Source organism: Candidatus Tisiphia endosymbiont of Xenochironomus xenolabis (assembly GCF_964264705.1).
Classification (GTDB): domain Bacteria; phylum Pseudomonadota; class Alphaproteobacteria; order Rickettsiales; family Rickettsiaceae; genus Tisiphia.
This window is the reverse complement of record NZ_OZ183473.1, coordinates 786,384-811,766: the sequence shown is the minus strand read 5'-3', so window position 1 is coordinate 811,766 and position 25,383 is coordinate 786,384. Positions and strand designations below refer to the sequence as shown.

Annotated in this window: 20 protein-coding genes, 1 tRNA gene and 1 pseudogene; 10 read left to right on the top strand and 12 right to left on the bottom strand. The window is 33.8% G+C overall.

From position 1 onward, the window contains the following. Positions 1-205: 205 nt before the first annotated feature. Positions 206-937: a 23S rRNA (guanosine(2251)-2'-O)-methyltransferase RlmB gene (gene rlmB / locus ACFELY_RS03955; RefSeq protein WP_341759459.1), complete on the top strand. Its 732-nt coding sequence runs from the start codon at positions 206-208 to the stop codon at positions 935-937. Between the two features lie 12 nt (positions 938-949). Here rlmB and ACFELY_RS03950 read toward each other — a convergent pair whose 3' ends face one another. The 6 genes from ACFELY_RS03950 to ACFELY_RS03925 form a co-directional block, all read right to left on the bottom strand. Beyond that, positions 950-1,522 (bottom strand): NifU family protein, encoded by a 573-nt coding sequence (locus tag ACFELY_RS03950; protein WP_375333701.1) that lies wholly within the window; start codon positions 1,520-1,522, stop codon positions 950-952. A 26-nt stretch (positions 1,523-1,548) separates the two neighbouring features. After that, a tRNA-Leu gene (locus ACFELY_RS03945) sits at positions 1,549-1,634 on the bottom strand. 229 nt (positions 1,635-1,863) lie between these two features. Continuing rightward, a complete protein-coding gene (locus ACFELY_RS03940) occupies positions 1,864-5,571 on the bottom strand; it encodes a Sca4 family protein (protein WP_375333700.1) in 3,708 nt (1,235 codons plus the stop codon). Further along, on the bottom strand, positions 5,486-6,016 hold the full coding sequence (locus ACFELY_RS03935) for a hypothetical protein (protein WP_375333699.1): 531 nt from the start codon (positions 6,014-6,016) through the stop codon (positions 5,486-5,488). The genes ACFELY_RS03940 and ACFELY_RS03935 overlap by 86 nt, the downstream gene beginning before the upstream one ends. A 502-nt stretch (positions 6,017-6,518) precedes the next feature. Next, positions 6,519-8,630, bottom strand: coding sequence for a Sca4 family protein (locus ACFELY_RS03930; RefSeq protein ID WP_375333698.1), 2,112 nt, complete (start codon positions 8,628-8,630; stop codon positions 6,519-6,521). A gap of 201 nt (positions 8,631-8,831) precedes the next feature. After that, a complete protein-coding gene (locus ACFELY_RS03925; RefSeq protein ID WP_375333697.1) occupies positions 8,832-9,374 on the bottom strand; it encodes a disulfide bond formation protein B in 543 nt (180 codons plus the stop codon). A 134-nt stretch (positions 9,375-9,508) separates the two neighbouring features. Between ACFELY_RS03925 and ACFELY_RS03920 the strand changes: the two genes are divergently transcribed. Next, positions 9,509-11,089, top strand: a complete 1,581-nt coding sequence (locus tag ACFELY_RS03920) for a lysine--tRNA ligase (RefSeq protein ID WP_341759464.1) — start codon at positions 9,509-9,511, stop codon at positions 11,087-11,089. Next, entirely contained in the window at positions 11,070-11,819 is a 750-nt protein-coding gene (locus ACFELY_RS03915; RefSeq protein ID WP_341759465.1) for a TlyA family RNA methyltransferase, read from the top strand. Before ACFELY_RS03920 ends, ACFELY_RS03915 begins: the two co-directional genes overlap by 20 nt. Positions 11,820-12,066: 247 nt before the next feature. Here the strand turns inward: ACFELY_RS03915 and ACFELY_RS03910 are convergent, their stop codons facing one another. After that, on the bottom strand, positions 12,067-12,834 hold the full coding sequence (locus ACFELY_RS03910; protein ID WP_341749448.1) for an NAD kinase: 768 nt from the start codon (positions 12,832-12,834) through the stop codon (positions 12,067-12,069). Next, positions 12,825-13,493, bottom strand: coding sequence for a phosphatase PAP2 family protein (locus ACFELY_RS03905; RefSeq protein ID WP_375333696.1), 669 nt, complete (start codon positions 13,491-13,493; stop codon positions 12,825-12,827). The genes ACFELY_RS03910 and ACFELY_RS03905 overlap by 10 nt, the downstream gene beginning before the upstream one ends. 63 nt (positions 13,494-13,556) lie before the next feature. Between ACFELY_RS03905 and ACFELY_RS03900 the strand changes: the two genes are divergently transcribed. After that, on the top strand, positions 13,557-15,230 hold the full coding sequence (locus tag ACFELY_RS03900; protein ID WP_375333695.1) for a ribonuclease J: 1,674 nt from the start codon (positions 13,557-13,559) through the stop codon (positions 15,228-15,230). 74 nt (positions 15,231-15,304) lie between these two features. Beyond that, positions 15,305-16,465 carry a methionine adenosyltransferase gene (gene metK, locus ACFELY_RS03895; protein WP_375334128.1) on the top strand — a complete coding sequence of 387 codons (1,161 nt, stop codon included), beginning with the start codon at positions 15,305-15,307 and terminating at the stop codon, positions 16,463-16,465. Here metK and ACFELY_RS03890 read toward each other — a convergent pair. After that, positions 16,454-16,594, bottom strand: coding sequence for a hypothetical protein (locus tag ACFELY_RS03890; protein ID WP_341759468.1), 141 nt, complete (start codon positions 16,592-16,594; stop codon positions 16,454-16,456). The genes metK and ACFELY_RS03890 overlap by 12 nt on opposite strands. Before the next feature lie 169 nt (positions 16,595-16,763). Between ACFELY_RS03890 and ACFELY_RS03885 the strand changes: the two are divergent. Then, positions 16,764-18,092: pseudogene (locus tag ACFELY_RS03885) on the top strand (MFS transporter). Here the strand turns inward: ACFELY_RS03885 and ACFELY_RS03880 are convergent. The 3 genes from ACFELY_RS03880 to ACFELY_RS03870 all read right to left on the bottom strand — a co-directional run bounded on the left by ACFELY_RS03880 (position 18,080) and on the right by ACFELY_RS03870 (position 20,660). After that, positions 18,080-18,301, bottom strand: coding sequence for a hypothetical protein (locus ACFELY_RS03880; protein ID WP_375333694.1), 222 nt, complete (start codon positions 18,299-18,301; stop codon positions 18,080-18,082). The pseudogene ACFELY_RS03885 and the gene ACFELY_RS03880 sit on opposite strands and share 13 nt — an antisense overlap. Then, complete coding sequence (locus tag ACFELY_RS03875; RefSeq protein WP_375333693.1) at positions 18,298-18,756, bottom strand: HD domain-containing protein; 459 nt, start codon at positions 18,754-18,756, stop codon at positions 18,298-18,300. Before ACFELY_RS03875 ends, ACFELY_RS03880 begins: the two co-directional genes overlap by 4 nt. Positions 18,757-19,163: 407 nt before the next feature. Then, positions 19,164-20,660 (bottom strand): Npt1/Npt2 family nucleotide transporter, encoded by a 1,497-nt coding sequence (locus tag ACFELY_RS03870; RefSeq protein WP_375333692.1) that lies wholly within the window; start codon positions 20,658-20,660, stop codon positions 19,164-19,166. Between the two features lie 200 nt (positions 20,661-20,860). Here ACFELY_RS03870 and ACFELY_RS03865 point away from each other — a divergent pair, with 200 nt between their 5' ends. The 4 genes from ACFELY_RS03865 to ACFELY_RS03850 are packed head-to-tail and all read left to right on the top strand — an operon-like array spanning position 20,861 to position 25,267. Then, positions 20,861-21,256: a hypothetical protein gene (locus tag ACFELY_RS03865; RefSeq protein ID WP_375333691.1), complete on the top strand. Its 396-nt coding sequence runs from the start codon at positions 20,861-20,863 to the stop codon at positions 21,254-21,256. Beyond that, positions 21,256-22,569 carry a tRNA lysidine(34) synthetase TilS gene (gene tilS / locus ACFELY_RS03860; RefSeq protein ID WP_375333690.1) on the top strand — a complete coding sequence of 438 codons (1,314 nt, stop codon included), beginning with the start codon at positions 21,256-21,258 and terminating at the stop codon, positions 22,567-22,569. The genes ACFELY_RS03865 and tilS overlap by 1 nt, the downstream gene beginning before the upstream one ends. 11 nt (positions 22,570-22,580) lie before the next feature. Next, on the top strand, positions 22,581-24,467 hold the full coding sequence (gene ftsH / locus ACFELY_RS03855) for an ATP-dependent zinc metalloprotease FtsH (RefSeq protein WP_341759473.1): 1,887 nt from the start codon (positions 22,581-22,583) through the stop codon (positions 24,465-24,467). A gap of 14 nt (positions 24,468-24,481) precedes the next feature. After that, the gene (locus ACFELY_RS03850; RefSeq protein ID WP_341759474.1) at positions 24,482-25,267 is read left to right on the top strand and encodes a succinate dehydrogenase iron-sulfur subunit; all 786 of its coding nucleotides are present in this window, start codon (positions 24,482-24,484) and stop codon (positions 25,265-25,267) included. The last annotated feature ends 116 nt before the right edge of the window (positions 25,268-25,383 follow it).

Here is a 25,383-nt window from a genome sequence, read left to right as displayed (position 1 = left end):
CCTTTTCTTGAGTCTTCTAATAAGCTAATATTAAACTTATATATACTCGATGAAAATCAACAAATAATAAAACTATAGCTAAAATCTATACTAATAATTTCTATTAAAATTTTATTCACAGCAACTTAGAACGTTTATCTAGTTGTAACTTTCTATAATAAATAGTAGTTTGTGTCAAGAATAAATTACTGCAGGTTCTAATAAGATGAGAAATAAATCTAAGATTTCTAAAGATTTCTACTACATATATGGCAAACATCCAGTATTTGCAGCACTAAGTAATCCAAAACGTCATATTCAAAGAGTTTTATGTACAGAAGATATTTTTAATTTGAACAAAAATTTAATATCTAATCATCAATATGAAATTACCAACACAGATTCCTTAACACGCCTTCTTGGTCCAAATCATAATCATCAGGGAATAGCCGCTAACGTTAAAAGCATTTTCTCTAATCATATTGAAGATATTGACATAACTACTGCCAATTGTAAAGTAGCTATTTTAGATCAAGTAACCGATCCACAAAATATTGGTGCTATTATTCGTAGTGCGGCTTCTTTTGGTATCACAGCCATAATATTACCCGCCGATAATGCCCCAGATGAAAATGCCACTATAGCAAAAACAGCTTCTGGAGCTTTGGAACTAGTACAAATGGTTAAGGTAACTAATTTAAGGCGGTCAATAGAATATCTAAAGAAACATGGGTTTTGGATTATTGGTCTGGATGGTAAAGCAACCCAATCCTTAGATAATAAAATATTTTCAGATAAAATGGCAATAATACTTGGGTCTGAAGATAAAGGAATAAGGCGGCTAGTTAAAGAGCAATGCGATTATCTGGTTAAAATCCCAATTTCCAGTAAAGTAGAAAGCCTAAATGTTTCAAATGCTGCGGCAATATTGTTTTATTTAACCTCATTAATAAGATAGACCCCTAATATCTTAATCTTCTACAGCTTCAACCGATTCTACCTCAGGAATAAAGTGCTTAAGCATTGACTCAATACCATTTTTTAAAGTAATACTCGAACTAGGACAGCCATGGCAAGCTCCGCGAAGCTCTAATTTTACCACTCCATTTTCAAATCCTCGATATATTATATCACCTCCATCCATGGCAACCGAAGGACGTACACGTGTTTCAATAATTTCTATAATCTGCTTTTCAACTTCAGACATCTCGTCCAAATCATTTACACTAGATTTGTCAGTAGATATATTATTTTGCACATCAAACACAGTAAAACCAGAAGTAAAATGATCCATCATAATCATCAAAATTTCAGGTTTTAAAACCAGCCAATCACTTTCTTCTTCCTTAGTAATAGTAATAAAGTCACTACCAAGAAATACCGATTTTATGTTATTTACACCGAATAATTGAACTACCAAACTGCTTTTACCCCTTACCTCATCAAGATTACTAAAATGAACCGGTTGATTAGGGCTAATGGGTATATTAGGAAAAAATTTTATTGCATTAGGATTAGGAGTAATTTCAGTTTGAATAAACATATACATCTTCCTTGATAAAAAACAAATGGTACCCGCGGCCAGACTTGAACTGGCAAGGGCTTGCACCCCACGGATTTTAAGTCCGTTATGTCTACCATTCCATCACGCGGGCAGTAAGTTAGTTCAATCCTGACTACTTACACAGCTAACCACATTTGAAATAATCTGCTATTCCAAATTCACGTAGATTCTGTGAAGATTGCACAGACTAATAAAAAAAACATCAAAAAGCAAGTATTTTTATAAATTACCCATAATTATAAATTCAAAATGTAAATTGCAGTAATATTTTTGTACAAAGCAACTCCTACAGACCATTATTCCCATTACACTCCCTGACACTAAAGACCTCTATTAGTATATTGGCTATGTTTTTTAGGCAAAACTTTCCTATCTATAGGACTATTGGTGGTATGGGTAGCATTAGCATGTAATACTTGAGATGCTATCTTAAAACTAGCATCATCTTTTAACCTCTCAGATCGTCCATCTTGAGAAGCACCTGAATTTATACTAACAATATCACCAGAAGCATTTTTAACTATTCCTACATATTCTCCTTTGTTTTTAAGAACTTCTTTCTCAAGCTGTTCAAGGGCATATTTATTTACTGGTAAAGTATATATCTTACCATCACGTTTTAAATATAAAGGTGAATTCTTATCATCAGAACAAGCAAATATTTCTGTAGGCTTGGTTAGATGCACTAATTTACCATTATTATAGTGAGCAGTTAAATATACAGCATTTTCTTTACTAATACTACGTCCATTTGTATCTTGTACGGCAAAAGACATATGGCACGATCCCTTAATATCCATAGATAACGGTATATTTACCGTACGAGCATTTTTAATTGATTCTCCATCACTAGTTTTATATTCAACATCGTTATCATAACTCAATTTTTTCTCACTTATTATAGCAACATCCTTACCATTTTGTTGTAAATTAAAGCTTTTCTCTGCATCTTTACTTTGCCATATAATATCTTTATACTCAGATGCAAATTCTTTATGAATATCCGCATAACCTTTTTGTTCAATATTTTCTATATCTCGCAATATTTGTGTATCCTGAAATACCTCAGATAATTTATTGACATCTTCTTTGGCAAATTTAGCAAAATTGCTGCCAGATTCCAACCCACATTTATCAATAATCGGCTGGACTTGATCTCTTGACAATTTTTTAAAAGCCTGCAATATTTTATCATCATCATTATCGTGAAATAACATTTTATCAATAGTTTGTCTTTCAGTTATAGGAGATACTGTCTGTTCCTGAATAATTACCTCTGTCGTATTAGTCATAGCTTCCTTAGTTGACACACCACTACCCATAACCGGCTCTGTTCCCGTACCTACTGACCTCATCTCATTGCTAAGAACCTCATCCGTTTGCATCTCAACTTCACTTGTCTCCACCTTAACATTTAAACTTGCTAACTGAGCTAAAAGTTCAGCATTTTGGGATTCAAGCTCTGTTATCCTACTTGCATTCTTTCGGTTCTCTTGAGCCTGTTCAGCAGCAACCTTAGATTGTTTATCAAGCTCATTTTCAAGACTGTCTTTTTCTGCCTTTAATTCATTATACACCAAATCTTTCTTTACACTAAGTGCCTCTAGCTGATTTTTTGCATTTTTTTCTGCTTCTTCTAATTTAGTCGTGAACTGTTGCTGAGCATTAGTTAACTCTCCCACTTGAGTTTGTAAATTTTCAGTTTGTTCTTTTTCTTTTTCAAACTTTTTCTGCTCTACCGATAAGCTTTCTTGAAGTCTTTCTATTATTTTTTGCTTTCCCTCTAGCTCTTCTTGCCTACCTTGTTGCTCTGATTTTAGTTGAGATAAATCCCCTATTACCCCTTGCAATAATGCATCATTTACCGCCTGTAGTTTTGCTGCGTCTATTGCGGTCTGCACTAATTGTTTACTAAATTCCTCTTTATGCTTTTCTTCTGCTACATTTATCTCATCTTGTAACTTACTATTATCCGTGGCTAACTTGTCCACTTGAGTTTGCAACTCTTTACTATGATTACTTTCTACTGATAAGCTTTCTTGAAGTCTTTCTATTATTTTTTGCTTTCCATCTAGCTCTTCCTGCCTACCTTGTTGCTCTGATTTTAGTTGAGTTTGTAGATTCAATAATTTCTCACTTACTTCTCGTAGCTCTGTTACGCCTGCTTCGGCTCGCTCTGATTGTTTCTTAAGTTCCTCTTTATGCTTTTCTTTTTCTACCTTTAACTCATTTTGCAAGTCACCATAAGACTTGGTTAACTCGCCCACTTGAGTTTGTAATTTTTTAGTTTGCTCCTCTTCTTTTCCATATAATTCTTTGGTTTTATTTACTTCGTCTCTAGCGTCGGATAATTCTTTTTGGGATTTGTTCAACTCTTGTTGCTTTCCCTCTAGCTCTTCTTGCCTACCTTGTTGCTCTGATTCTAGTTGAGTTTGTAGATTCGATAATTTCTCACTTAGCTCTCGTAACTCTGTTACGCCTGCTTCGGCTTGCTCTGATTGTTTCTTAAGTTTTACCTCAAGCCTTTCTTTTTCTGCATTTAACTTATTATACTCTAAATCCTTATTTGCACTAAGTGCCTTTAGCTGATTTTCTGCTTCTTCCAATTTAGTCGTGAACTGTTGCTGAGCATTAGTTAACTCGCCCTCCTGAGTTTGTAATTTTTTATTGGTGTTCTCTAGTTTGTCTCTAGCATTGGCTAATTCTTCTTGGGATTTGTTTAGCTCTTTCTGTTTCTCTTGCTGTTGTGATTGCAGTTGGGTTCCCAGATTCGATAATTCCTTATTTTCCGCTTGTAGCTCTGCTAATTGCCTATTAAGTTCCTCTTTATGCTTTTCTTTTTCTACCTTTAACTCATTTTGCAAGTCACCATAAGACTTGGTTAACTCGCCCACTTGAGTTTGTAATTTTTTAGTTTGCTCCTCTTCTTTTCCATATAATTCTTTGGTTTTATTTACTTCGTCTCTAGCGTCGGATAATTCTTTTTGGGACTTGTTCAACTCTTGCTGCTTTCCCTCTAGCTCTTCCTGCCTACCTTGTTGCTCTGATTTTAGTTGAGTTTGTAGATTCGATAATTCCTCATTTTCCACCTGTAGTTTTGCTACATCTATTGCGGTCTGTGCTAATTGTTTACTAAGTTCCTTTCTATACCCTTCTTCTACTACCTTTAACTTCTCATCTTTTTCTGCACTAAGTGTTTCTAATGCTTCTAATCTACCTTTTAAGTCGCCATTCTCTTTGGTTAACTCACCTATCTGCTTTTCTAGCTGTACAAGTTTATTTGCTTCACCTATCCTTTCTAGCTCTTCTGCCCAATTAGGACCTTGAGGTGTTATAAGTTGTTGCTCTTTTTCTTCCTCCAATCCTTTTATCTTTTCCCGGAGTTCTTTTATTACTATTAGATTACCTCTTATTTGTTCATCTGCAGATAATTTTAATTTCTCTAATTGCTGGGCTAAACTATCTGCTCTATCTTTTTCAATATTAATCTTATCTCCTTGCTGTTCTATCAGATCATTCAATTTATTAAGCTCAATTTGATGTTTAATCGATGCGATAACATCATTAGTTCTTTCTTGTAATATAGGATATTGATTGACTATTTCTTCTCTCTCTTGTTTTGAACTAAACTGGGGAATTGAAGACTCTTGTTGCAATTGCTCTAATTTGGCAAACAACTCTTCTGCTTTCTGCTTGGTTTGTTTAATAATTTGATTCTTTTCTTCTATTTGATTCTGGATTAATTTTATTTCTTCTTCCTGGAGTTTGATACTTTCATATTGCTTCTTTAGCTCACTATCATCTTGCTGCGATATAATATTATCTATTTTTTTTGTTATATCTGCTTGTCGTTCCTCGAATAATCTTTGTAGTTCGGCATCATCTGCTAAATTATCAGATAAAGAGTAGTCCTTTAATTTCTGTTCTTGCTTTGTTAAACTTTCATGTTCCTTCTCTAGGTCTGTTATCATAACATTTAAAGCTGCAATATCTTGAGAATTTTTCTTTGAGTAATTTTTGTTTATCACCTTCTCCAACCAGTTGAGAAAATTCATCTCTTGTATCTCGATCCATCAAATCAATGTTCCCTTGTAAAAACAAATTGAACTTTTCTCTTGCACTAATCTCTGTTCTAATATCTTTATATTTTGATTCAATTTCATTCAATTGTGTCTTTAACGTGGTAGTCTGCTCTTCGATGGCTTTTTTTATTCCATTTTCTGACCAATCAGACAACTGTCTTTTAATTCCTTCCTGCTGCTGCCAAAGCCTTTGTAACAGTTCTGATGCATCATTATCTTGTTCTTGCAAATTCTCTTTTAAACTTTTTAACTCTATTTGCTTGTTTTTTATATCTCTTTGCAGTGATTTACAGACTATATCAGCTTCATTAAATATATTTTGCTCACTTGTTATTTCTGCTTGAAATTGGGCTATTTTGGATAAAATTTCTGTAGGTTCTGGTAATGACATTTTATTTACCTATGATTTAATTTATACAAGTATATTATAGTGTAAAATAGTTGTCTATAATATAGCAAAAAGTCAGCAATTCCTGATGAAGTTATAGAAACGGGATTATCAATTTAAATAATATACCACAAAGTAAAGCATGGTTGATATTGGTCTACAGGTGTGATAGGTGAGATAAATCACCATAGTGCGTTTATTATACGAACTAGTTTTCTTATAAAGCTTGTTTTCTAAGACTTTATGTCTTTTTCTATTTTTCAAATATTTGACCCTTTTTGAGTCTGTCATAAAGATTGTGAGAGTTCATGGAAAAAGACTAAAGTACAAAACGTCATTGCGAGACCATGTAATGGTCGAAGCAATCCATTTCTAATTACTTTCCTGGATTGCATCAATGCTACTAAAGTAGCTCCTCGCTAATGGTTGTGAGGTTAGATTGCTTCTAGGCTTACGCATTCTCGTTAATATACATCGTGTACTTTAACTTTTTTTCCGTGAACGCTCACAAACTATAACTGGTACCTTGAGGCCTAACAGTAATAATTGGTTTCTTCTTGGATACTTCATCAATTTTATCTAGTAGGAATACTTGTAACTGTATATTACCTTTAACATTAGTATGTTCTGCTTTCCGTTGTGTATGTCCTATTTTTGAGAATTCTTCTCCATCTACTCTCCTACCTTCTGTTATCAATCTAACCTGCTCTGCATCTGGTTCGTTTTTACCAACTTTCTTAAACTCTTCCCATCCTTTCTCCACTACAGCCTTTGATAACCCCCGCAACAAGCCTATTTTTTCTTGAGGGGTTGATAAATTTTTCAACTCTTTATCAATATCTTTCTTTTGATTTTCAAGTTCTTTACCTTCCAAACTTTTAGACAGCTCTCCTACCAATTTTGTAATATCCTCCTCACTTTTCCGAGCTAGAGGACGTATATGTTGTGATTTTAATAAACTTGCTCTGATACTTTCAGTCTTATCTCTAGCCTCACTATTTATTAACACAGCTTGAGAGATTCCAGGGGCATGTTCTACTGTTTTTTCTTCTATCTCTAATACCACTTCCTTCCTTTTAACTATATCAATAGGCACCATATTTTCTTGTGCTTTACACAACTGTGCTTCTTCAATACCTTGTCTAGATATTACCATAAGATCCGGTGCATCAATAGATTGTGAAATATCCACCCCCTGTCCTGGATTTTTGTTCACTCCTTGCATCGTTGTCTTATGTTCTTCTTGCGTTACTGGCATTTGTTCACCAGGCTTTATATGACCAACTATATCAGGGCTATCTTTTCTAGAGGTTATCATAAGATCCACAGATAATGGTTCGATAGATTGTGAAATATCCACACCATGCCCTAGATTTTTGGCAACTTCTTGCATCATTTCTTTATATTTCTGTTGCGTTACTGGAAAGGTATATATCTGTCCGCCATGCTCTATATAGCCAACTGCGTCAGGGCTATCCCCACTGAACTTCACTGGATGTGGTGAGCTAACCTCGACAAGCTTACCATCATCATCATAGTGAGCAGTAAAATATACAGCCTTACTTGCCGCAATATTTTTGCCATTCTGATCCTTGACAGCTAAAGATAAATGCATCGGACCATTATTATCAAGTGTTATCGGAAAATCTATCGTCCTATAATTGTTAATTGTAACGTTAGTACCATCACTCTTTTGTACTGTATGAGGAGGATTTATTTTATGGGTTGCTTCTGCTAATGTTGCAATTTCGATACCGTTTGCATCTCGTACCACCTGTTTCCTAGTAGTAATACCACTATCATTTTCTACAGCTCCATCCTTCCATTCCATAGTAGTGAATATACCAGCAAACTCCGTATGGACGTTTTGATAGCCGATAATTTCGACTTGCTCTAGAGCCCGTTTTAAATCTTTATCTGTTTTTAGAATCTCACTGATTTTTTCTTTATTTTGTTCATTTTCAAAGTACTTACGAAACTCATTTATATCATCAATTTTTTCTTTTTCTACTGTACCATTCTTTACTAAAGCTATAACTATTAGCTCCCTCTGCTTGGTTAATATCTGGGTTCTAATTGCTCGGGTTATAGGATCAATAGCTCGATCAGCAGCAGAAAAAACAGGAGTGTTAACATCAGAAAAAGATTCCCCTAATTCTATAGGTGGATTTTCCACTTCTGACTCTGACAAGAACAAGACGTCCTGGGCAAGTTCTTGGGGCTTGGTAGCAGCTACGATTGCCTGCAACTGCTCTTCATATTTTTGGAAAATTTTAGTAGGTGTTTTATCATCCTGTATGTATCCTGCTAATTTTTCAGCAAATTTATTGAACACTATGGATGGTGTTTCTATTTTGTCAGATTCTGGCAACTCATGTAGTTCTTCTATATTATTTCTAATTGTTTCAGCAAATCCATCTAATATAGATTTTTTCTCTACAGAACTAGCTACACTAGTTTCTAAGGTTCTCTTTACGATTTCAAACAAAGATAGAGCTATAGGTTCAGCTTCCTCAATATTTGTTTCTTCTCTACTTCTATTTACTTCTATAAGAAAATCTCCATAATATTCAAAATATTCTCTAGGATTTTTTTCTTCACTCATTTCTTTACCCATTGTCCCCACCCCATTCTTAAATTCTAATTATTATTTGATGCTAAATAATATTCTTCTTTAAAGCAACTAATTTGTTTTATTTTTAAGACAACCTCATTAAATAAGAAGCTCATTATTTTTCTAGGTTGAAAATAACTATTATATCATATAATTAGTTAGCACTAATAGCACAAGAGTATATTATATGAAAAATAATAATTTTTATTCTATAGTGATATTGTTTGCAGATTTAGTATTATCAGGATAAAGCCAAGTAAAGAGTACGCCAAATAATAAAGAGAGATTTAGTAACAAATTCCATTCTGTCATCGATATGCCAAATAATTTAACTGTTGCTTTGGTACAAGTCGCGATTGGTTGGCTATAAAATATCTCTTTAATATCTTGGATGGATAAGTGTTTAGGAATATGGATTAAAGTTGAACAAAGAACACTTGGATTAACTATTCCCCTTTCTACGGTACTATGATAGCCTGCTAATATGCAAGCACCTAATAAATTTAGAGTGATAAAAAATAAAGTATATTTGCTTATTTTTTTAATAATTAATGCTACAACTGAAATCTTGATGATAAATAAATATGGGAATCTTTGATAAATACATAAAGGACAAGGTATAAAATGTAATATATATTCAACAAAATAAGCTAAAGATAAGGCAAAGATGCATATGCAAATTAGGGTTATATGTAAAATTCTAAAGCTATCTTTACGAAAAAAATGTACAATAGAAGGAATAGTCATAAGTAAATAATAATTTTTAATCGGTTATTGTCTAAGAATATTGTAAAAAACTCAAGAGATATATTTATAAATTTACAAAAAACCATGTATATTTATAATCTTGGTAAATCGAATCAAACTTATGGATATTATAGATGTCAGAACTAGAAATTTTAGAAGATGCGGTTAAATCAAACGCTTGGACTTTTTTAGAAGCAAAAAGAATATTAGATCAATTGGGCGGCAAAACCCCAGCTAAAGGCTATGTATTATTTGAAACGGGCTATGGACCGTCAGGGTTACCGCATATTGGTACATTTGCAGAGGTTGCTAGATCTATAATGGTGCAAGAAGCATTTAAACAGCTATCGAATATTCCAACTAAGATGTTTTGTTTTTCTGATGATATGGATGGTCTGCGTAAAGTTCCAAGTAATATCCCCAACCCTGATATGGTGGCATTGCATATTGGCAAACCTCTTACATCTGTGCCAGATCCTTTTGGTAAGTGTGAAAGTTATGGGCATTACATGAACGCCAAACTTCGCTCATTCTTAGATAAATTTGGCTTTAAATATCAATTTGTTAGTAGTACAGAATGTTATAAATCCGGTTTATTTGATCAGATGATGCTAAAAGTCATAGACAAATATGAGGAGATAATGGCTCTAATGTTACCAACCTTTCGAGCCGAAAGAAAAGCAACCTATTCGCCTTTCATGCCAATTTGTCCAAAAACCGGCATTGTCCTGCAAGTACCTATTAGCAAAGTTGATCGTTTAAACGGCACTATTAGCTATCAAGATGAAGAAGGAAAATTGGTTGAAGTTCCTGTGACCAAGGGGCATTGCAAACTACAATGGAAACCTGATTTTGGTATGCGTTGGGCTTCGCTACAAGTTGACTATGAAATGTATGGCAAGGATCATATGACTAACGCCAGGTTATACTCTGGAATTTGTCGAATTTTGGGTGGCATTGAACCAGTACAATTTTTTTATGAATTATTTCTTAATGAAGATGGAGAGAAAATTTCTAAATCTACAGGCAACGGTATTACAGTTGATCAATGGCTACAATATGCCCCTATGGAAAGTATGGCATTATTTATGTACCAGAATCCAACAAGAGCCAAACGTTTACATTTTGATGTAATACCTAAAAATGTTGATGAATATATTACGTTTAATAAAAAATATCATTTAGAAACTGATCAAGTAAAGCGTTTTGCTAATCCAGTACACCATATTCATCATGGGAATGTGCCTATTATCGAAACTTTTGGCATTAGTTTTAGCCTATTGCTCAACCTAGCATCAGTTTGTAATCCGGAAGATAAATCGGTACTTTGGGGATTCATCAGTCAGTACGCTCCAGATGCAACACCGCAAAATGCTCCGTACCTTGATCATTTAACAGATTTTGCCATTGGTTATTATAATGACTTTATTAAAGCGAATAAGTGCTATTTAACGCCTAATATTCAGCAAAAAGTTATCTTACAAGAAATTAGCACTATGTTATCTTCTTTACCAGTAGATAGTACTTCCGAACAGATTCAGGAGAAAATTTATGATATAGGTAATAATCATGGTTATCATAATTTGCGAGATTATTTTAAAGAATTATATCAAATATTACTTGGTCAAACTGAAGGGCCAAGGCTTGGGTCTTTTGTTAAACTTTTTGGTATTCAAGATACTATAAATTTGATTGATGAAAAAAATAAGGCTTGACCAGCATTTAGTAGAATGCCAATTAGTTGATGATATTAACATCGCACGAAGCTTAATAATCCAAGGCAAAGTATATGTTAATCAGCAGCAAAATACTAAACCAGGTACGGGAGTATCAATTGATACTCGTGATATTATTATAAAACGCCCGATACATGATTATGTATCACGAGGGGCGTTAAAATTAATTGCTGCTCTAGACCATTTCAATATTGATCCACAAGGGCTGATTTGTCTAGATATAGGCTCTAGTACCGGTGGTTTTACTGAGGTTTTGCTTCGTAGAAAGGCTGAAAAGATTTTTGCAGTAGATGTCGGATATGGTGAACTACATCATAAATTGCGTAATAACCCTAGAATTTCAGTAATTGAAAGAACTAATGCCCGGTATTTAACAATTGAGCAAATTAGTTTGCCACCAGATATTATCGTTTGTGATGCCAGCTTCATTAGCCTTACTACCATATTACCCACTGCATTTGGTTTAGCAAAAGATAATTGCCGTCTAATTGCCTTAATTAAGCCGCAATTTGAAGTGGCCAAGAATGAGGTCGGGAATGGTGGTATTGTTAGAAGCCAACTCTTACATCAAAAAGTATGTGATAAAATTCAACAATGGCTAGAATCAAATTATAATTTTAACATATTTGGGGTAATACCCAGCCCTATTCTAGGAGCAAAAGGCAACCAGGAATTTTTAATTTATGGACAACGTATAAAAAAACTATAAATCATCCCAAAGCCAAAGAAGAAGAGAAATTGATTTTCCATAATAAAATTAGTGACCATAAAAAAGATGGGAAACCTATTGTATATTTAGATGAAAGTGGTTTTGCTCATGATATGCCTTGTACTCATGGTTATGCTGTAAAAGGATAAAGATGTTTTGGTTAGCAAGATTGGGGGGCTAAAGGACGAACTAATGTTATAGGTGCATTACTAGGAATACACTATTAACAGTTAGTCTTTTTGCCTTATTACTCATTAAATTGCTCTTTGATAATTCGATTTTCAAGGCTATTTTTTTTATCAAATAGTAATTTGATCATCTTGTTTTTTGCTGATTTAATTAATACTGACTTAATATCGTCAAATTCCTGAAAATCGGCAGCTGCATTTACTGGTCTTTTATTACTTTCTAAAATTTCAAATCTTATAGTAGTGGAAAATGGTAATAACGCACCGTGCCAACGTCTTGGACGAAAAGGACAAATTGGTGTTAGGCATAATACATTTGACTCAAGTGGTAAAATAGGTCCCCCGGCAGATAAGTTGTAAGCACTGCTACCAGCTGGAGTCGCAACCATTGCCCCATCAGCTACTAATTCACTCATACGTTCAACTTGATCAATTTCAATCTTAAATTTAGCTGCTTGGTTGGTTTTACGAAATATCGAGACTTCATTAATAGCTAGGGCGGTATAGGTTTTACTATCTACAGTTTCTACTTGCGTCTCTAAAGGGTATAAATGAGAAACTATTGATTCTTGTAAATTATCTATTAATTTTTCTATAATAATTGAATTCATTAAAAACCCAATATTGCCAGAGTTAATTCCATAAAAAGGAACGTTTAGGTGCATATAACGATGTATCGCATGTAATAATTCGCCATCTCCGCCAACTACAATAATTACTTCTGCTTCTTCCACTTTGCAGAATTTATAGAATAGTTCGAGCTGCTTAACTAGTTCTAACGATTTCGTGGAATTGTTAAAAATAATTGCAATTTTATTTATATTAATTTTAGTTTTTGCCAACATAAATACAATATATGGTTAATTATTAATACAAAAAAACATGATGCTAGTACATCACTTAAAAAATGCCCCCCCATTAATATGCGACTTAACCCAATTAATGAGCCGAAAATTAAGGTGATACTGTAGATTCTTGAGAAATATATAACAGGAGCAATATACGCAAGGCTAGTTAAACTATATCCCATAGCTGCATGTCCTGATGAAAATGAGCAGTTATGTACACATTCATTAGAAATTGAAAAAGCTCGAGTAAAATTTTTGGAACCATTAAAATTTTTAATTTGCACAGGACGAGCCCTACCAAAATGTTCTTTAAATAGATGATTCACCAATAATCCAGGACCTATTGATGTAGACAAAATTATATAAAAGCTCCCAGAAATAATAAGTCTATTAAAAGTTTTATACTTAACAATTAAGTAAATTAAGTATAATAATGTTACTGTAAGTAGTAGTTTAGTTAATATTGGAATAATTTCAAACAATAATTGGACAATGCTATTGTTACGGTAGATAAATCCATCGTTACTGTCGTAGAATAAATTTGAGAAATCTATATCAAAATTAGGAAATAGTACGATCAATAATAAGACTATACCAAAAGCAAATATGTTCGCATAAACTAAATTAGTATTAATCATAGACTAAAAGCCGAAAATAAGGTATAAAAATATACTTAAACCATACATAATATAGAAGTTAACATGCCATTCAACATTAAAAACCATAAAAATGCTTTACTATTCTTACCACTTGGCGGGTCGAATGAAATCGGCATAAACGTCAATCTATATCATTATAAGGGAAAGTGGTTGATGGTTGATTGTGGTAGCGGCTTTGCTGATAACTATTTACCAGGTGTTGATATGATAATTGCTGATATTAGCTTTATCGAACAATATAAAAAAGATTTGTTAGCTTTAGTCCTAACTCACGCACATGAAGATCATTTGGGAGCAATCCAATATTTGTGGAGCAGTCTAAAATGCCCAATATATGCAACTACCTTCACTGCAAATTTTCTGAAACTTAGATTAGCTGAATATGATTTTGCTAAAACTATAAAAATTCATGAAGTAAAACCTTCGGCAAAAATAAATCTTGATCCATTCCAATTAGAAATGGTACCGCTTACCCATTCAGCTCCCGAAATGCAAGCAATTATGATACGCACAGAAGCTGGCAATGTTTTCCACACTGGAGATTGGAAGTTTGACCATGATCCTTTACTCGGTGAAAAAGCTAACAAGGATTTACTAAAATCCTATGGCGATGAAGGGGTTTTAGCTTTAGTTTGTGATTCAACTAATGTATTTAATGCAGGGACTTCTGGCTCGGAAGGAGAAGTGCGTAAAAGTTTAATAGATATTATAGCAGGTTGCCCCCAAATGATTGTGGTAACAACCTTTGCTTCAAATTTGGCACGACTTGAAACTATAATTCATGCAGGTCAGATGGCAGGAAGAAAAGTAGTGCTATCAGGAAGAAGTTTGCATAGAATTTTGCTCGCAGCTCAGGAAAGTGGTTATATGAAAGATATTGCCCCTTTAATTGATGAGCGGGATGTTGCAAGATTTAAAAGGCAAGAACTTTTAATTATTGCTACTGGCTGTCAAGGGGAACCTCTAGCAGCTACTGCCAAAATGGCAAATAATAGTCATCCTAGTATCAAGTTAGCTCCTAAAGATACAGTTATATTCTCTTCAAAAATTATTCCTGGCAATGAAAAGAAAATTTTCCGTATGTTTAATATTTTCGTAAAAGCAGGAATTGAAGTGATAACTGAACGAGATCATTTCGTTCATGTTTCTGGACATCCATCAATTGACGAACTCAAGCAAATGTACGCCTTAATTAGACCTCAGATTTGCGTGCCAGTACATGGTGAACCGGTACACATACATGAGCAAGCAAAATTAGCTAGTAAAAATGGTATAAAGCATGCTATTGAAGTAGAAAATGGTAGCCTAGTATTACTTGATCCTCATAATCCACGTATTTTAACTAAAGTAACAACGGGTTATTTGGCTGTTGATGGCAATTATCTTTTACCAGCTGAATCATCAATTTTCAGAACCCGCAGACGTATGCGTGATGATGGTATAGTAGTTGCTTCTCTGATAATAAATAAGAAGGGCGAAATTACTTGTAGACCTATTTTATCTATGCCAGGACTTCTTGACTCTAATGATGATGCACAGCTAATTAATCTAATCAAAGATAATATTGCTGAAACAGTAGAAATTCAGAGAAAATCAAAAGGTAATCTCCTCGATGATCAGGTCGAAAATGCTGTAAGGTCAGCTATTCGCAAAATATTAAAACATGAAATGAATAAATCGCCTCTTATTATAGTTAATGTGGAGAAAGCTATTTGAATTAGGTTTTATTACTGAGACCCATTATTGAATAAATATAAATTATTTCTGTTAATCCAAAGAGTATTTTTATGATAAAAAATAGAATTTTCACCTCTGAATCGGTGTCTGAAGGACACCCAGATAAAATTGCTGACCAAATTTCTGATGCTATTTTAGATGCAATTATCACTCAAGATCCTAAATGCCGTGTTGCATGTGAGACTTTAGTGAAAACTGGTATGATTTTAGTAAGTGGAGAGATTACTACAAATTCTTGGGTTGATATAGAGCAAATAGCACGTGATACAGTAAGAGAGATTGGTTATAACGACCCAAGTCTTGGGTTCGACGCAGATTCTTGTGCTGTTATATCCGGTATTACCAAACAATCAGTAGATATAGCTATTGGTGTGGATAACCAAGATGAGGATATGATTGGTGCTGGTGATCAAGGGATGGTATTTGGTTACGCCTGTAATGAAACAGAAGTTCTGATGCCAGCTCCAATATATTATGCTCATAAATTAGTTAAGAGGCAAGCTAAATTACGTAAGCAAGGAATTTTGCCATGGCTTGGTCCAGATGCAAAATCACAAATTACTTTACGATATCAAGACAATAAGCCGGTTGGTGTTGATGCGGTTGTATTATCAACTCAGCATTATAGTCATGTAACTCATAGCCAGCTAGTAGAAGCAGTAATGGATGAAATTATTAAACCAGAACTACCAGCAGAATGGATTACTAAAGACACAAAATATTTAATTAACCCTACTGGTAGATTTGTTATTGGTGGGCCTATAGGAGATTGTGGGCTTACTGGTAGAAAAATTATAGTAGATACTTATGGGGGAATGGCTAGGCATGGTGGTGGTTGTTTTTCTGGCAAAGATCCAACAAAAATAGATCGCTCGGCTGCTTACATGGCTCGCTATATTGCTAAGAATATTGTAGGAGCTGAGATAGCGGATCGTTGTGAAATACAAATATCCTACGCAATTGGAGTGGCAGCTCCTGTATCTATTTTAGTTGACACTTTTGGTACTGGTAAATTAACTGATAATGAAATAGCGGAATTAGTAAATGAACATTTTGATCTAAGACCAGGTAGAATTATAAAACAACTCAAATTGCAAACTGCTTGTTATCAAAAAACAGCGGTATATGGGCATTTTGGTAGAGAAGATCAAGGATTTACTTGGGAACAATTAGATAAAGTGGCGTTATTACGTACTGCCTCACTAAAAAAATGACCATGCTTCATTTGGCTGCTCCGCTGTTACTGCATCTCTGAATTTAGAGTAAGTCTTATATTTCTCGCTTTCCTCCACCTTTCTAGTTTTTTCATACACTCCCTGTAATCTTAGCTCTTGCTCTCGCATTGCATTGGCTAGGTGTGCTTCTTTTTCCCCTTCTAATTTAGTTTATAGAATTGTGATATTATTACAACCAAAATTTATTATTTCAATTTTCGATACTATTTTTCTCTTGCTATTAATTAATCAAATCATCACTATAATTATTAGTGTTAATAAATATTAAGGTGAATTAATGATAGGATATCAGCAAGAACAAAGAAGCCTAACTAAAGAACAAAAACAAGCAGTAGGGTTACTGTCCGTTGGAACATTCTTAGAGTATTTTGACCTGATGCTTTATGTACATATGGCTGTATTTCTTAATGAATTGTTTTTTCCAAAATATGATCCTCATACTACCGCTATTTATTCAGCTACAGCTTTCTGCTCTACCTTTGTTTTTAGACCAATTGGAGCATTAATTTTTGGTTGGATAGGTGATAATATAGGACGTAAGACTACCGTTATCATAACGACTTTTATCATGGCTTTATCATGTCTTACTATGGCTAATATGCCTACTTATGCCCAAATTGGTATTACAGCTTCTTAGTTGATTACAATATGCCGTATAATGCAAGGAATATCCTCTATGGGAGAGGTAGTAGGAGCAAAACTTTATTTAACTGAACTTATAAATCCACCAATCCAATATCCAGCTGTTTCATCAGTGTCGATTTTTGGTACTTTAGGAGATGTTGTTGCTTTAGGAATAGCATCGTTAGTAACCTCCTATGGATTTGATTGGCGTCTAGCATTTTGGATGGGAGCAGGCATAGCACTAGTTGGTACAGTAGCCAGAAGAAATCTTAGAGAAACGCTAGAATTTGCTGATGCCAAACGTCAACTAAAAAAAACTTTTCAGCAGACTTCAAATGTTGCCAGCATAGATCTCAAAAAACTAGAAAATAATCCAATATGGACAGAAAAAGCTAATAAAATAACAATAATAGCCTTGTTTCTAGTAGAATGCATGTGTCCTGTATGCTTTTATTTTGCTTATATTTATTGCGGAAATCTTTTAAAAACTTCTTTTGACTATAGTGCTGCACAGGTTATTCATCAAAATTTTATTATCTCAATATGTTCCTTCTTAAGCACTTTGGTATTAGCATATTTAAGTTATAAAATATATCCGTTAAAGATTTTAAAAACCTTATTATTGATATTTTGTGTATTTGCTTTAGCTTGCCCTTATTTATTGAATAACCTTAATAGCTCCCTTGATGTTTTTTTAATTCAATTATTCATTATATTATTTGCACCTATCGGTCCTAGTATAGGACATCCAATCTTTTATAGATATTTTCCTGTCTTTAAACGGTTTAGTTGTGTTAGCATTACATTTGCTATATCTCGTGCCTTGATGTATTTAGTTACTTCTTTTGCAATTGTTTACTTAACTGAATATTGGCATCATTGGGGGATAATGATGATATTGTTTCCAGTTTGCATAGGTTTTACATTTGGACTATTTTATTTTGAAAAATTGGAGAAAAAGGCTGGGAATTATCCACAATAACTCCTATGTAGATCATGGTGAACAGAATGTGGTATAGCTAAATGTCGACAACATAATTCAATAATTTGTTTTGTTACTGTTGGTATTTTTAAATGCATAGATAAAGTTACAAAATGTATTACCGTCTCCTCTATAATCTTCTTAATTTTTTCAGGGGATTTTACACCAACAGTTTCTAGATTATGAATTCTATCAAAAATTTTAATCAATGCCACATCATATTTTTTTGCTGAAATAATATATTTAGTGTTTCTGCAGAGCTAATCTTGCCATGAGGCTTGACCCTAGTTAAGTCTTCTACTTGACTAGCAACCTTACTACCAAAAGTGTACGCAATCATCTCTTCGGTAAGTTCTGTATCTTCAATGGTATCGTGCAGTAATGCGGTAACAATCATGTCGGTTCTAAACAATTTTGGAACTGTTAGAGCAGTATATTCAGCAACCATATAAGCCACTTCAATCGGATGTGAGTAATACGGTCCGCCTGACTGCCTCATTTGACTGCCATGGTATTCTTTAGCGCAATAAATGCCTTTTTTGACTTCATCAATATCCACCGGCACAACTACTTGTTTATTTAGCTGTTCAAGTTTAGTAAGTAACCGTTCAGCGTAAGTACAAGACCTGTATTTTGAATTATCCCAACAGTTAATATCTTTCATACAATAACCTTAATTATTTTTACCTTTTTGCAATCACTTTAATTATCATTAGAATCGATTTTAAATTAGAAGTCAACTTATTTAATGGAAAAAATTAGATATTTTTCTATTAGAACAATATCCAATATTTTACTCGCATGGAATATGGTTTTGATGGTTAATACCCCCTTAATGTCATGTGATATTTTAGCAAGATATCTTTTATTACCTTCTGGGATGATTAGTTTATAGTCAATTCAGGATAATTTGGTGCTAGGAGCAAGGAGTGCATAGGCATCAGTTTAAGAAAATAAAGTAGAAAATCGTCATTGCGAGCCACCGTAGATGGCGTGGCAATCCATTTTTAATAATCACTTTTCTGGATTGCTTCGTCGACCTAAGGTCTCCTCACAATGACGTTTTTAGACTTACAATTTATTATCAGATAGCTGAGCTTGATACTCCTTATTAAGTGATTTAATCGTATATAGCCACAATATTACGATAACAAAAAATATAGCAGCGAAATAAGGGGTAGCTTCAACGAAGGTAAAAGAAGGAAGCAAGATAAAGAATGTTGACTGGATAATACCACCGCCAGATTTACCGAACCTACCACCTATCACTTCTACTGCCGCTTGTCCTTTTGTTCTAAGATCCTTATCAATAGGGATATATGCCATATTCTTGGTAGCATCAAATAGTGAATATTTTGTTGCCTTGCTTAAAATATTTTGAATCATTCCAATCATCACTGCTACTGCCAAAGGTCCAGAAGCGAATAGACCAGTAACGTACATCGCAATAGTGCTATCAAAGAAAATGAAGGCAAAAAAAGCAACCCCAGTAATTAACATCATCATAGGAGTAATCATCGCGGCGGTAAACCAAGAAACCCTTCTTAAGATATTAGAACCAACAACCATGAATAATATAGCTGTCACACCTTGCCAAGCCTGAAATTGTCCCATATACATGGTATAGTCTTCTTTGCTTGGATATAGTTGCTGAATCTTTGACTTCCATACACCTTCTACAAGATTTACTGACACACTATAAGATATAATGAGTAAGGCAATAAGCCCTAAATATTTTGAACTAAAAATCATTTTAAAGCTTTCTATAAGAGATAGCTTAACCTTACCTTTCTTGATTACTTTACTCGTTACGTCATATAAAGTAGGATCGGTTAAAACATGCTGATTCATCCATCTATACAATAACATGATAACTACAGCACTACCCATCATAATAACAAATAGTGGAGTGTATTTCAGATGTTCTGCAACTATTTGAGTTTCTGTGCTTAAAAAATAGCAAAGTATTATGGCAGTAACTGGTAAAGATAAATTTGCTAGCATACCAAACATAGAATAAAAGCGTTTTGCCTCTTCAGTCTTAGTAATTTGGTTAGCAAATTGCCAAAATAATAAGCTAAGCATCATACTTCCCCAAAGTTCTGATATAGCATAGAAGACTGCAAAACTCCACTTACCAACTACCCTAATAAACCACTTAAAATTGGGATACGCATTACTTAATGTCTCAATTGTTTCAGGATTAGGATGCACCAACTCTGGATATGGGTATAATACGAAAGTAAATAATACAAAATATGCTAGAAAAAAACTGGTCACAGCGTAAAAAACATTTTCTTGTTTTAAAAAGTCACAGAGTTTTACATAAGCAACCATAAAGAGTATTGCCATTGGTAAAACGACATAGGTTTTTACAAAACTTATTGATTCAGGACCAATAGCTGTTACGACAAATCCATCTTTTATCGACCTAAGGGTGGAATAGTTGAGCAAAATGCAAAACATCATAGCTGCCATAGGCAGAAACTTCTTATTTTCATGCCCTTCAATTGGCCAAACCACTCTTCTTAATTCTGAGAAATAACTATTATCTTTCACCTTATCCATACTGTTTTATTCATTATATAATCAGTGCACTTATATAGACTTATGTACAAAAAGTCAAATAAAATGATTAATTCTTTTCGTATATCATATATATTTATGATTAGTGTTAAGAAAGATAATAATGTATATTTATTTTGCTAGTTTTCACATTTAGCAATTAAATTTTAAAAGTTATATAAAAATATTTTAGGAGTGTATAAATGATAAAAAAAAATAGATTAGACTTTCTGTATAAGGCAACTACTATTGTAGGAGTGCTATTACTAAGCTCATATAGTATAGCAAATACTACGTCACCCACAATGTCAAATGCCAAACAAACTAATATTAATAGTACTACTGTTAATAACGATAATGAATTACAAAAAATTATTGATGAGTTCGGTTCTTATGCTGCAGGAATTTCAGCAGAACTGAGGGAAGAAACAAAACAATATCGAATAGAAGTTGCTAAAATTAACGCTCATAAACGCGAATTATATAAAAAAATCTCACAAGAAGCTCAAAACTATCTTGCTAAAGAACGGGAATATAAAAAAAGAATTTCAGATTTGAAAAAAAATCAAGAAAATCCTAAATCTACTAACAAGAAATAATGCTTTATCAACAATTTCAGCAGAATATAGAAAAGCTAATTGGTGATAGACCTCAAACAAGGTCTATTGCCTTAGCTGTTTCTGGAGGGTCTGATTCCATAGCCCTTTTAATGTTAACACATAAATGGGTCAGCACTAATAGTATTAATGAAAATATTAGTATGGTTGTGATGTTAGTTGACCATCATTTGCGGGAACAATCTAAGCTAGAGCATGAGTATGTTCGGGATTTAAGCCATAAATTGGGACATGAATACCACCTACTTCATTTCGATCACCAAAATAATTTTTCTAATTTACAAGCAAGGGCAAGAGAAGGGCGTTATCAATTAATAACCGATTTATGTAAAAAATTAGATATATTGACAATTTTGACAGCCCATCATTTGGATGATTATATAGAAAATTATTGTCTGAGATTAGAAAAAAAAAGTAGCATATTTGGACTTAGTGGTAGCCCTATTAATTGGTATAATAATGTTAAAATAGTGAGACCATTGTTTAACATACCAAAACAACGGTTAGTAACGTATTTAATTGCCAATAATATAAAATGGTTTGAAGATGAATCGAATAAATCCGACAAATACCAACGAAATATTATTAGAAAAAAATTATCTCAACAAGGAGAATATGTAAAAAATCAAATAATTTCTGAGCAATCTACAATTAACCAATTAGTAGAAGAAAAATTGCAACCTGAATTAATCGCTTGCATTGCCGAATCAGTAAAAATTTATCAATTCGGTTTTGCTACTATAAATTTATTACAGATTACAGGATTTTCTAGCGAAATAATACTACAGTTAATTAGTTTTGTCCTTATCATTATTAGCGGTAAAAATCGTAGTAGTAGATCAGAGCCAATAAGGATAATAGTGATATTATTACAACAACAAATGAATTTTACTAAAACATTACATGGTTGTGTGATAAAAAAAATTAATAATAATTTAATAATTTGCCGGGAATTTGGCAGAAGTTTGCCGATGGACATTAAACTTAACAATATAGATATTTGGGATGGTAGATTCCGTTTTACAGGAAGCTTTGCAAATAATTCAGGCTACTTAGTAAGTAATTTAACGATCAAGGATTATAGTAAAATAAGAAAAGATTTAGATTTAACAATACTAAAAGAGACAAGTTTCAATAACCATGTTGCTATTTTATTCACTCTACCAGTAGTCAAGATACTTGAAAAAGTTATAGCCATACCCCATATATCCTACTATAATGATGAGGGGTTGAGTAAGGGGCTTGATGTTGCTTTTTCTCCAAATTTTGTATCGCGTTTTACGCATTTCTGTTAGGTGAGTTGTAGATGAATAATCAAAGTAAGAATGTTCTAATTTGGGTATCGATTTTTGTTTTAATGGTACTTGTCTTTCATGTATTTCAAAATGATGGTTTTATGGGAGGAAAGAGTAATATCTCTTTCTCAGATTTTTTAACCAAAACTGATGATAAATCAATCAGTTCTGTTAAAATTCAGGGCAGAATAATCGATGGAACTCTAAGTGATGGGACACCTTTTTCGACCTATGCTCCTGACTATCCAGATCTAATAAACCGCCTAAATAGTAATGGTGTGCATATTGAAGTAATACCTCCTGATACCAAAATGAACCTGTTATTTAGCATATTCATTTCGTGGTTTCCAATGATTCTGTTGATAGGTGGCTGGGTATTTTTCATGCGTCAAATGCAGGGTGGCGGAAAAGCTATGGGCTTTGGTAAATCTAAAGCCAAGTTAGTTTCAGATAAAGGAGCGAAAGTTACTTTTAAAGATGTAGCTGGTATTGATGAAGCTAAAGAAGAATTAACTGAAATTGTTGATTTTCTTAGAGATCCAAGTAAATTCCAGAAACTTGGTGGTAAAATCCCCAAAGGCTGTTTGTTAATAGGATCGCCTGGAACAGGTAAAACTCTGTTAGCAAGAGCTATAGCAGGTGAGGCAAATGTTCCGTTCTTTAGTATTTCTGGTTCTGATTTTGTTGAAATGTTTGTTGGTGTGGGGGCAAGCCGTGTACGTGATATGTTCGAACAAGGAAAGCGTAATGCCCCTTGCATAATCTTTATTGACGAAATAGATGCTGTAGGTCGTCACAGAGGTATTGGCATGGGCGGTGGTAACGATGAGCGTGAACAAACATTGAATCAGATGTTAGTTGAAATGGATGGGTTTGAAGATAATGAAGGAGTAGTGATTATTGCGGCAACTAACAGACCTGATGTACTTGACACTGCCTTACTAAGACCCGGAAGGTTTGATCGTCAAATTACTGTACCTAATCCAGATATTGATGGTAGAGAACAAATTTTACAAGTACATTTGAAGAAGATAAAATGTGCTAAGAATATAATACCTAGAACCATAGCTAGAGGAACTCCTGGATTCTCAGGGGCAGAGCTTGCTAATCTTGTTAACGAATCGGCATTAATTGCTGCTCGTAAAGGCAAAAAAGAAGTTGATATGCTGGAATTAGAGGAAGCAAAAGATAAGGTGTTAATGGGCGTGGAAAGACGTTCTATGATTATGTCAGATGAGCAGAAAAAACTAACTGCCTATCATGAAGGTGGGCATGCATTAGTTGGGCTTTACTGCCCAGCTTCTGATCCAATTCATAAAGCAACTATTATTCCAAGAGGTAAAGCACTTGGTATGGTAATGAGATTACCTGAAAATGATCGGTTTTCTATACAGCGTGATAAAATGGAAGCTGACATAGCGGTAGCAATGGCAGGCAGAGTAGCTGAAGAACTTATTTTTGGTAAAGACAAAGTTACTTCTGGTGCTTCTTCTGATATTAAAATGGCAACCAGAATGGCTAGAGCTATGGTAACTGATTGGGGGCTAAGTGATGCAATAGGGCCTGTATATCATGGCTCAAGCAATGAAGATATGTATGCTAGTGGTAGGGGGGAAGGTCATACTTCTGTACATACCGCAGAATTAATTGATAGGGAAGTGAAAAATTTTGTTGAAAAAGGTTACGATTTAGCAAAAAATATACTAACTGAGCATATTAGTGAACTCCATCTATTAGCCAAAATATTAATTGAGCATGAAACATTGTCAGGGCAACAGATTAAAAACTTGCTTAGTGGTAGAGCTATGAATTCAGAAGAGGCAAATTTATTTCCAATGAGCAATGATGATAATGGTACTATAAAAATTAAAAAACCAAGTCGGAAAAAAGACTTGTAGAGTGGGGAATAGATATGGCAGAACTTAGATTACCACCTAATTCTAAAGTCGGTAAAGGTATAGTACATAAATATTCTGGGAAAGCGGCTAAGCTACGTAATGTTAGGATTTATAGGTATGATCCAGATTCTGAGGAAAACCCGAGAATTGATATTTACGAGTTAGATCTAGACAAAACAGGCCCAATGGTTCTAGATGCCTTAATTAAAATAAAAAATGAAATAGATTCTACTTTGACTTTCAGACGCTCTTGTCGTGAAGGGATTTGTGGTAGTTGTGCAATGAATATAGATGGAACTAATACACTTGCCTGCATTAAGCCTATTGAAGAAATTTGTGGTGATATTAAGATATATCCCTTACCACATATGAAAGTAGTAAAAGATTTAGTACCTGATATGTCGCATTTTTATGCTCAATATGAATCGATAGAACCTTGGCTAAAAACTGATACTCTTCCTCCTTCCAATAGTGAAAGATTACAGTCGCTTAAGGATAGAGAAAAATTAGATGGGCTATATGAATGTATATTATGTGCATGTTGTTCCACCTCCTGCCCAAGCTATTGGTGGAATGGTGATAAATATTTAGGTCCTGCGATTTTACTACAAGCTTATCGATGGATTGCTGATTCTAGGGATGAGTATACTGGAGAGCGTTTAGATGCTTTAGAAGATCCGTTTAAGCTATATCGTTGTCATACAATTATGAACTGTACCAAAACTTGTCCGAAAGGTTTAAATCCAGCTAAAGCTATTGCAGAGATAAAAAACCAAATAATACAACGTCATGGAGTGTAAACGGTATACTCTTCTGCTTTGAAGAATTGACTTCACAAAACTTCGGGGTTTCGCCACAATTGTCGGAAGTTAGAAGAGGAAGCGGTTTTAGACAGGATAGTTTAAAAGTTGTATGT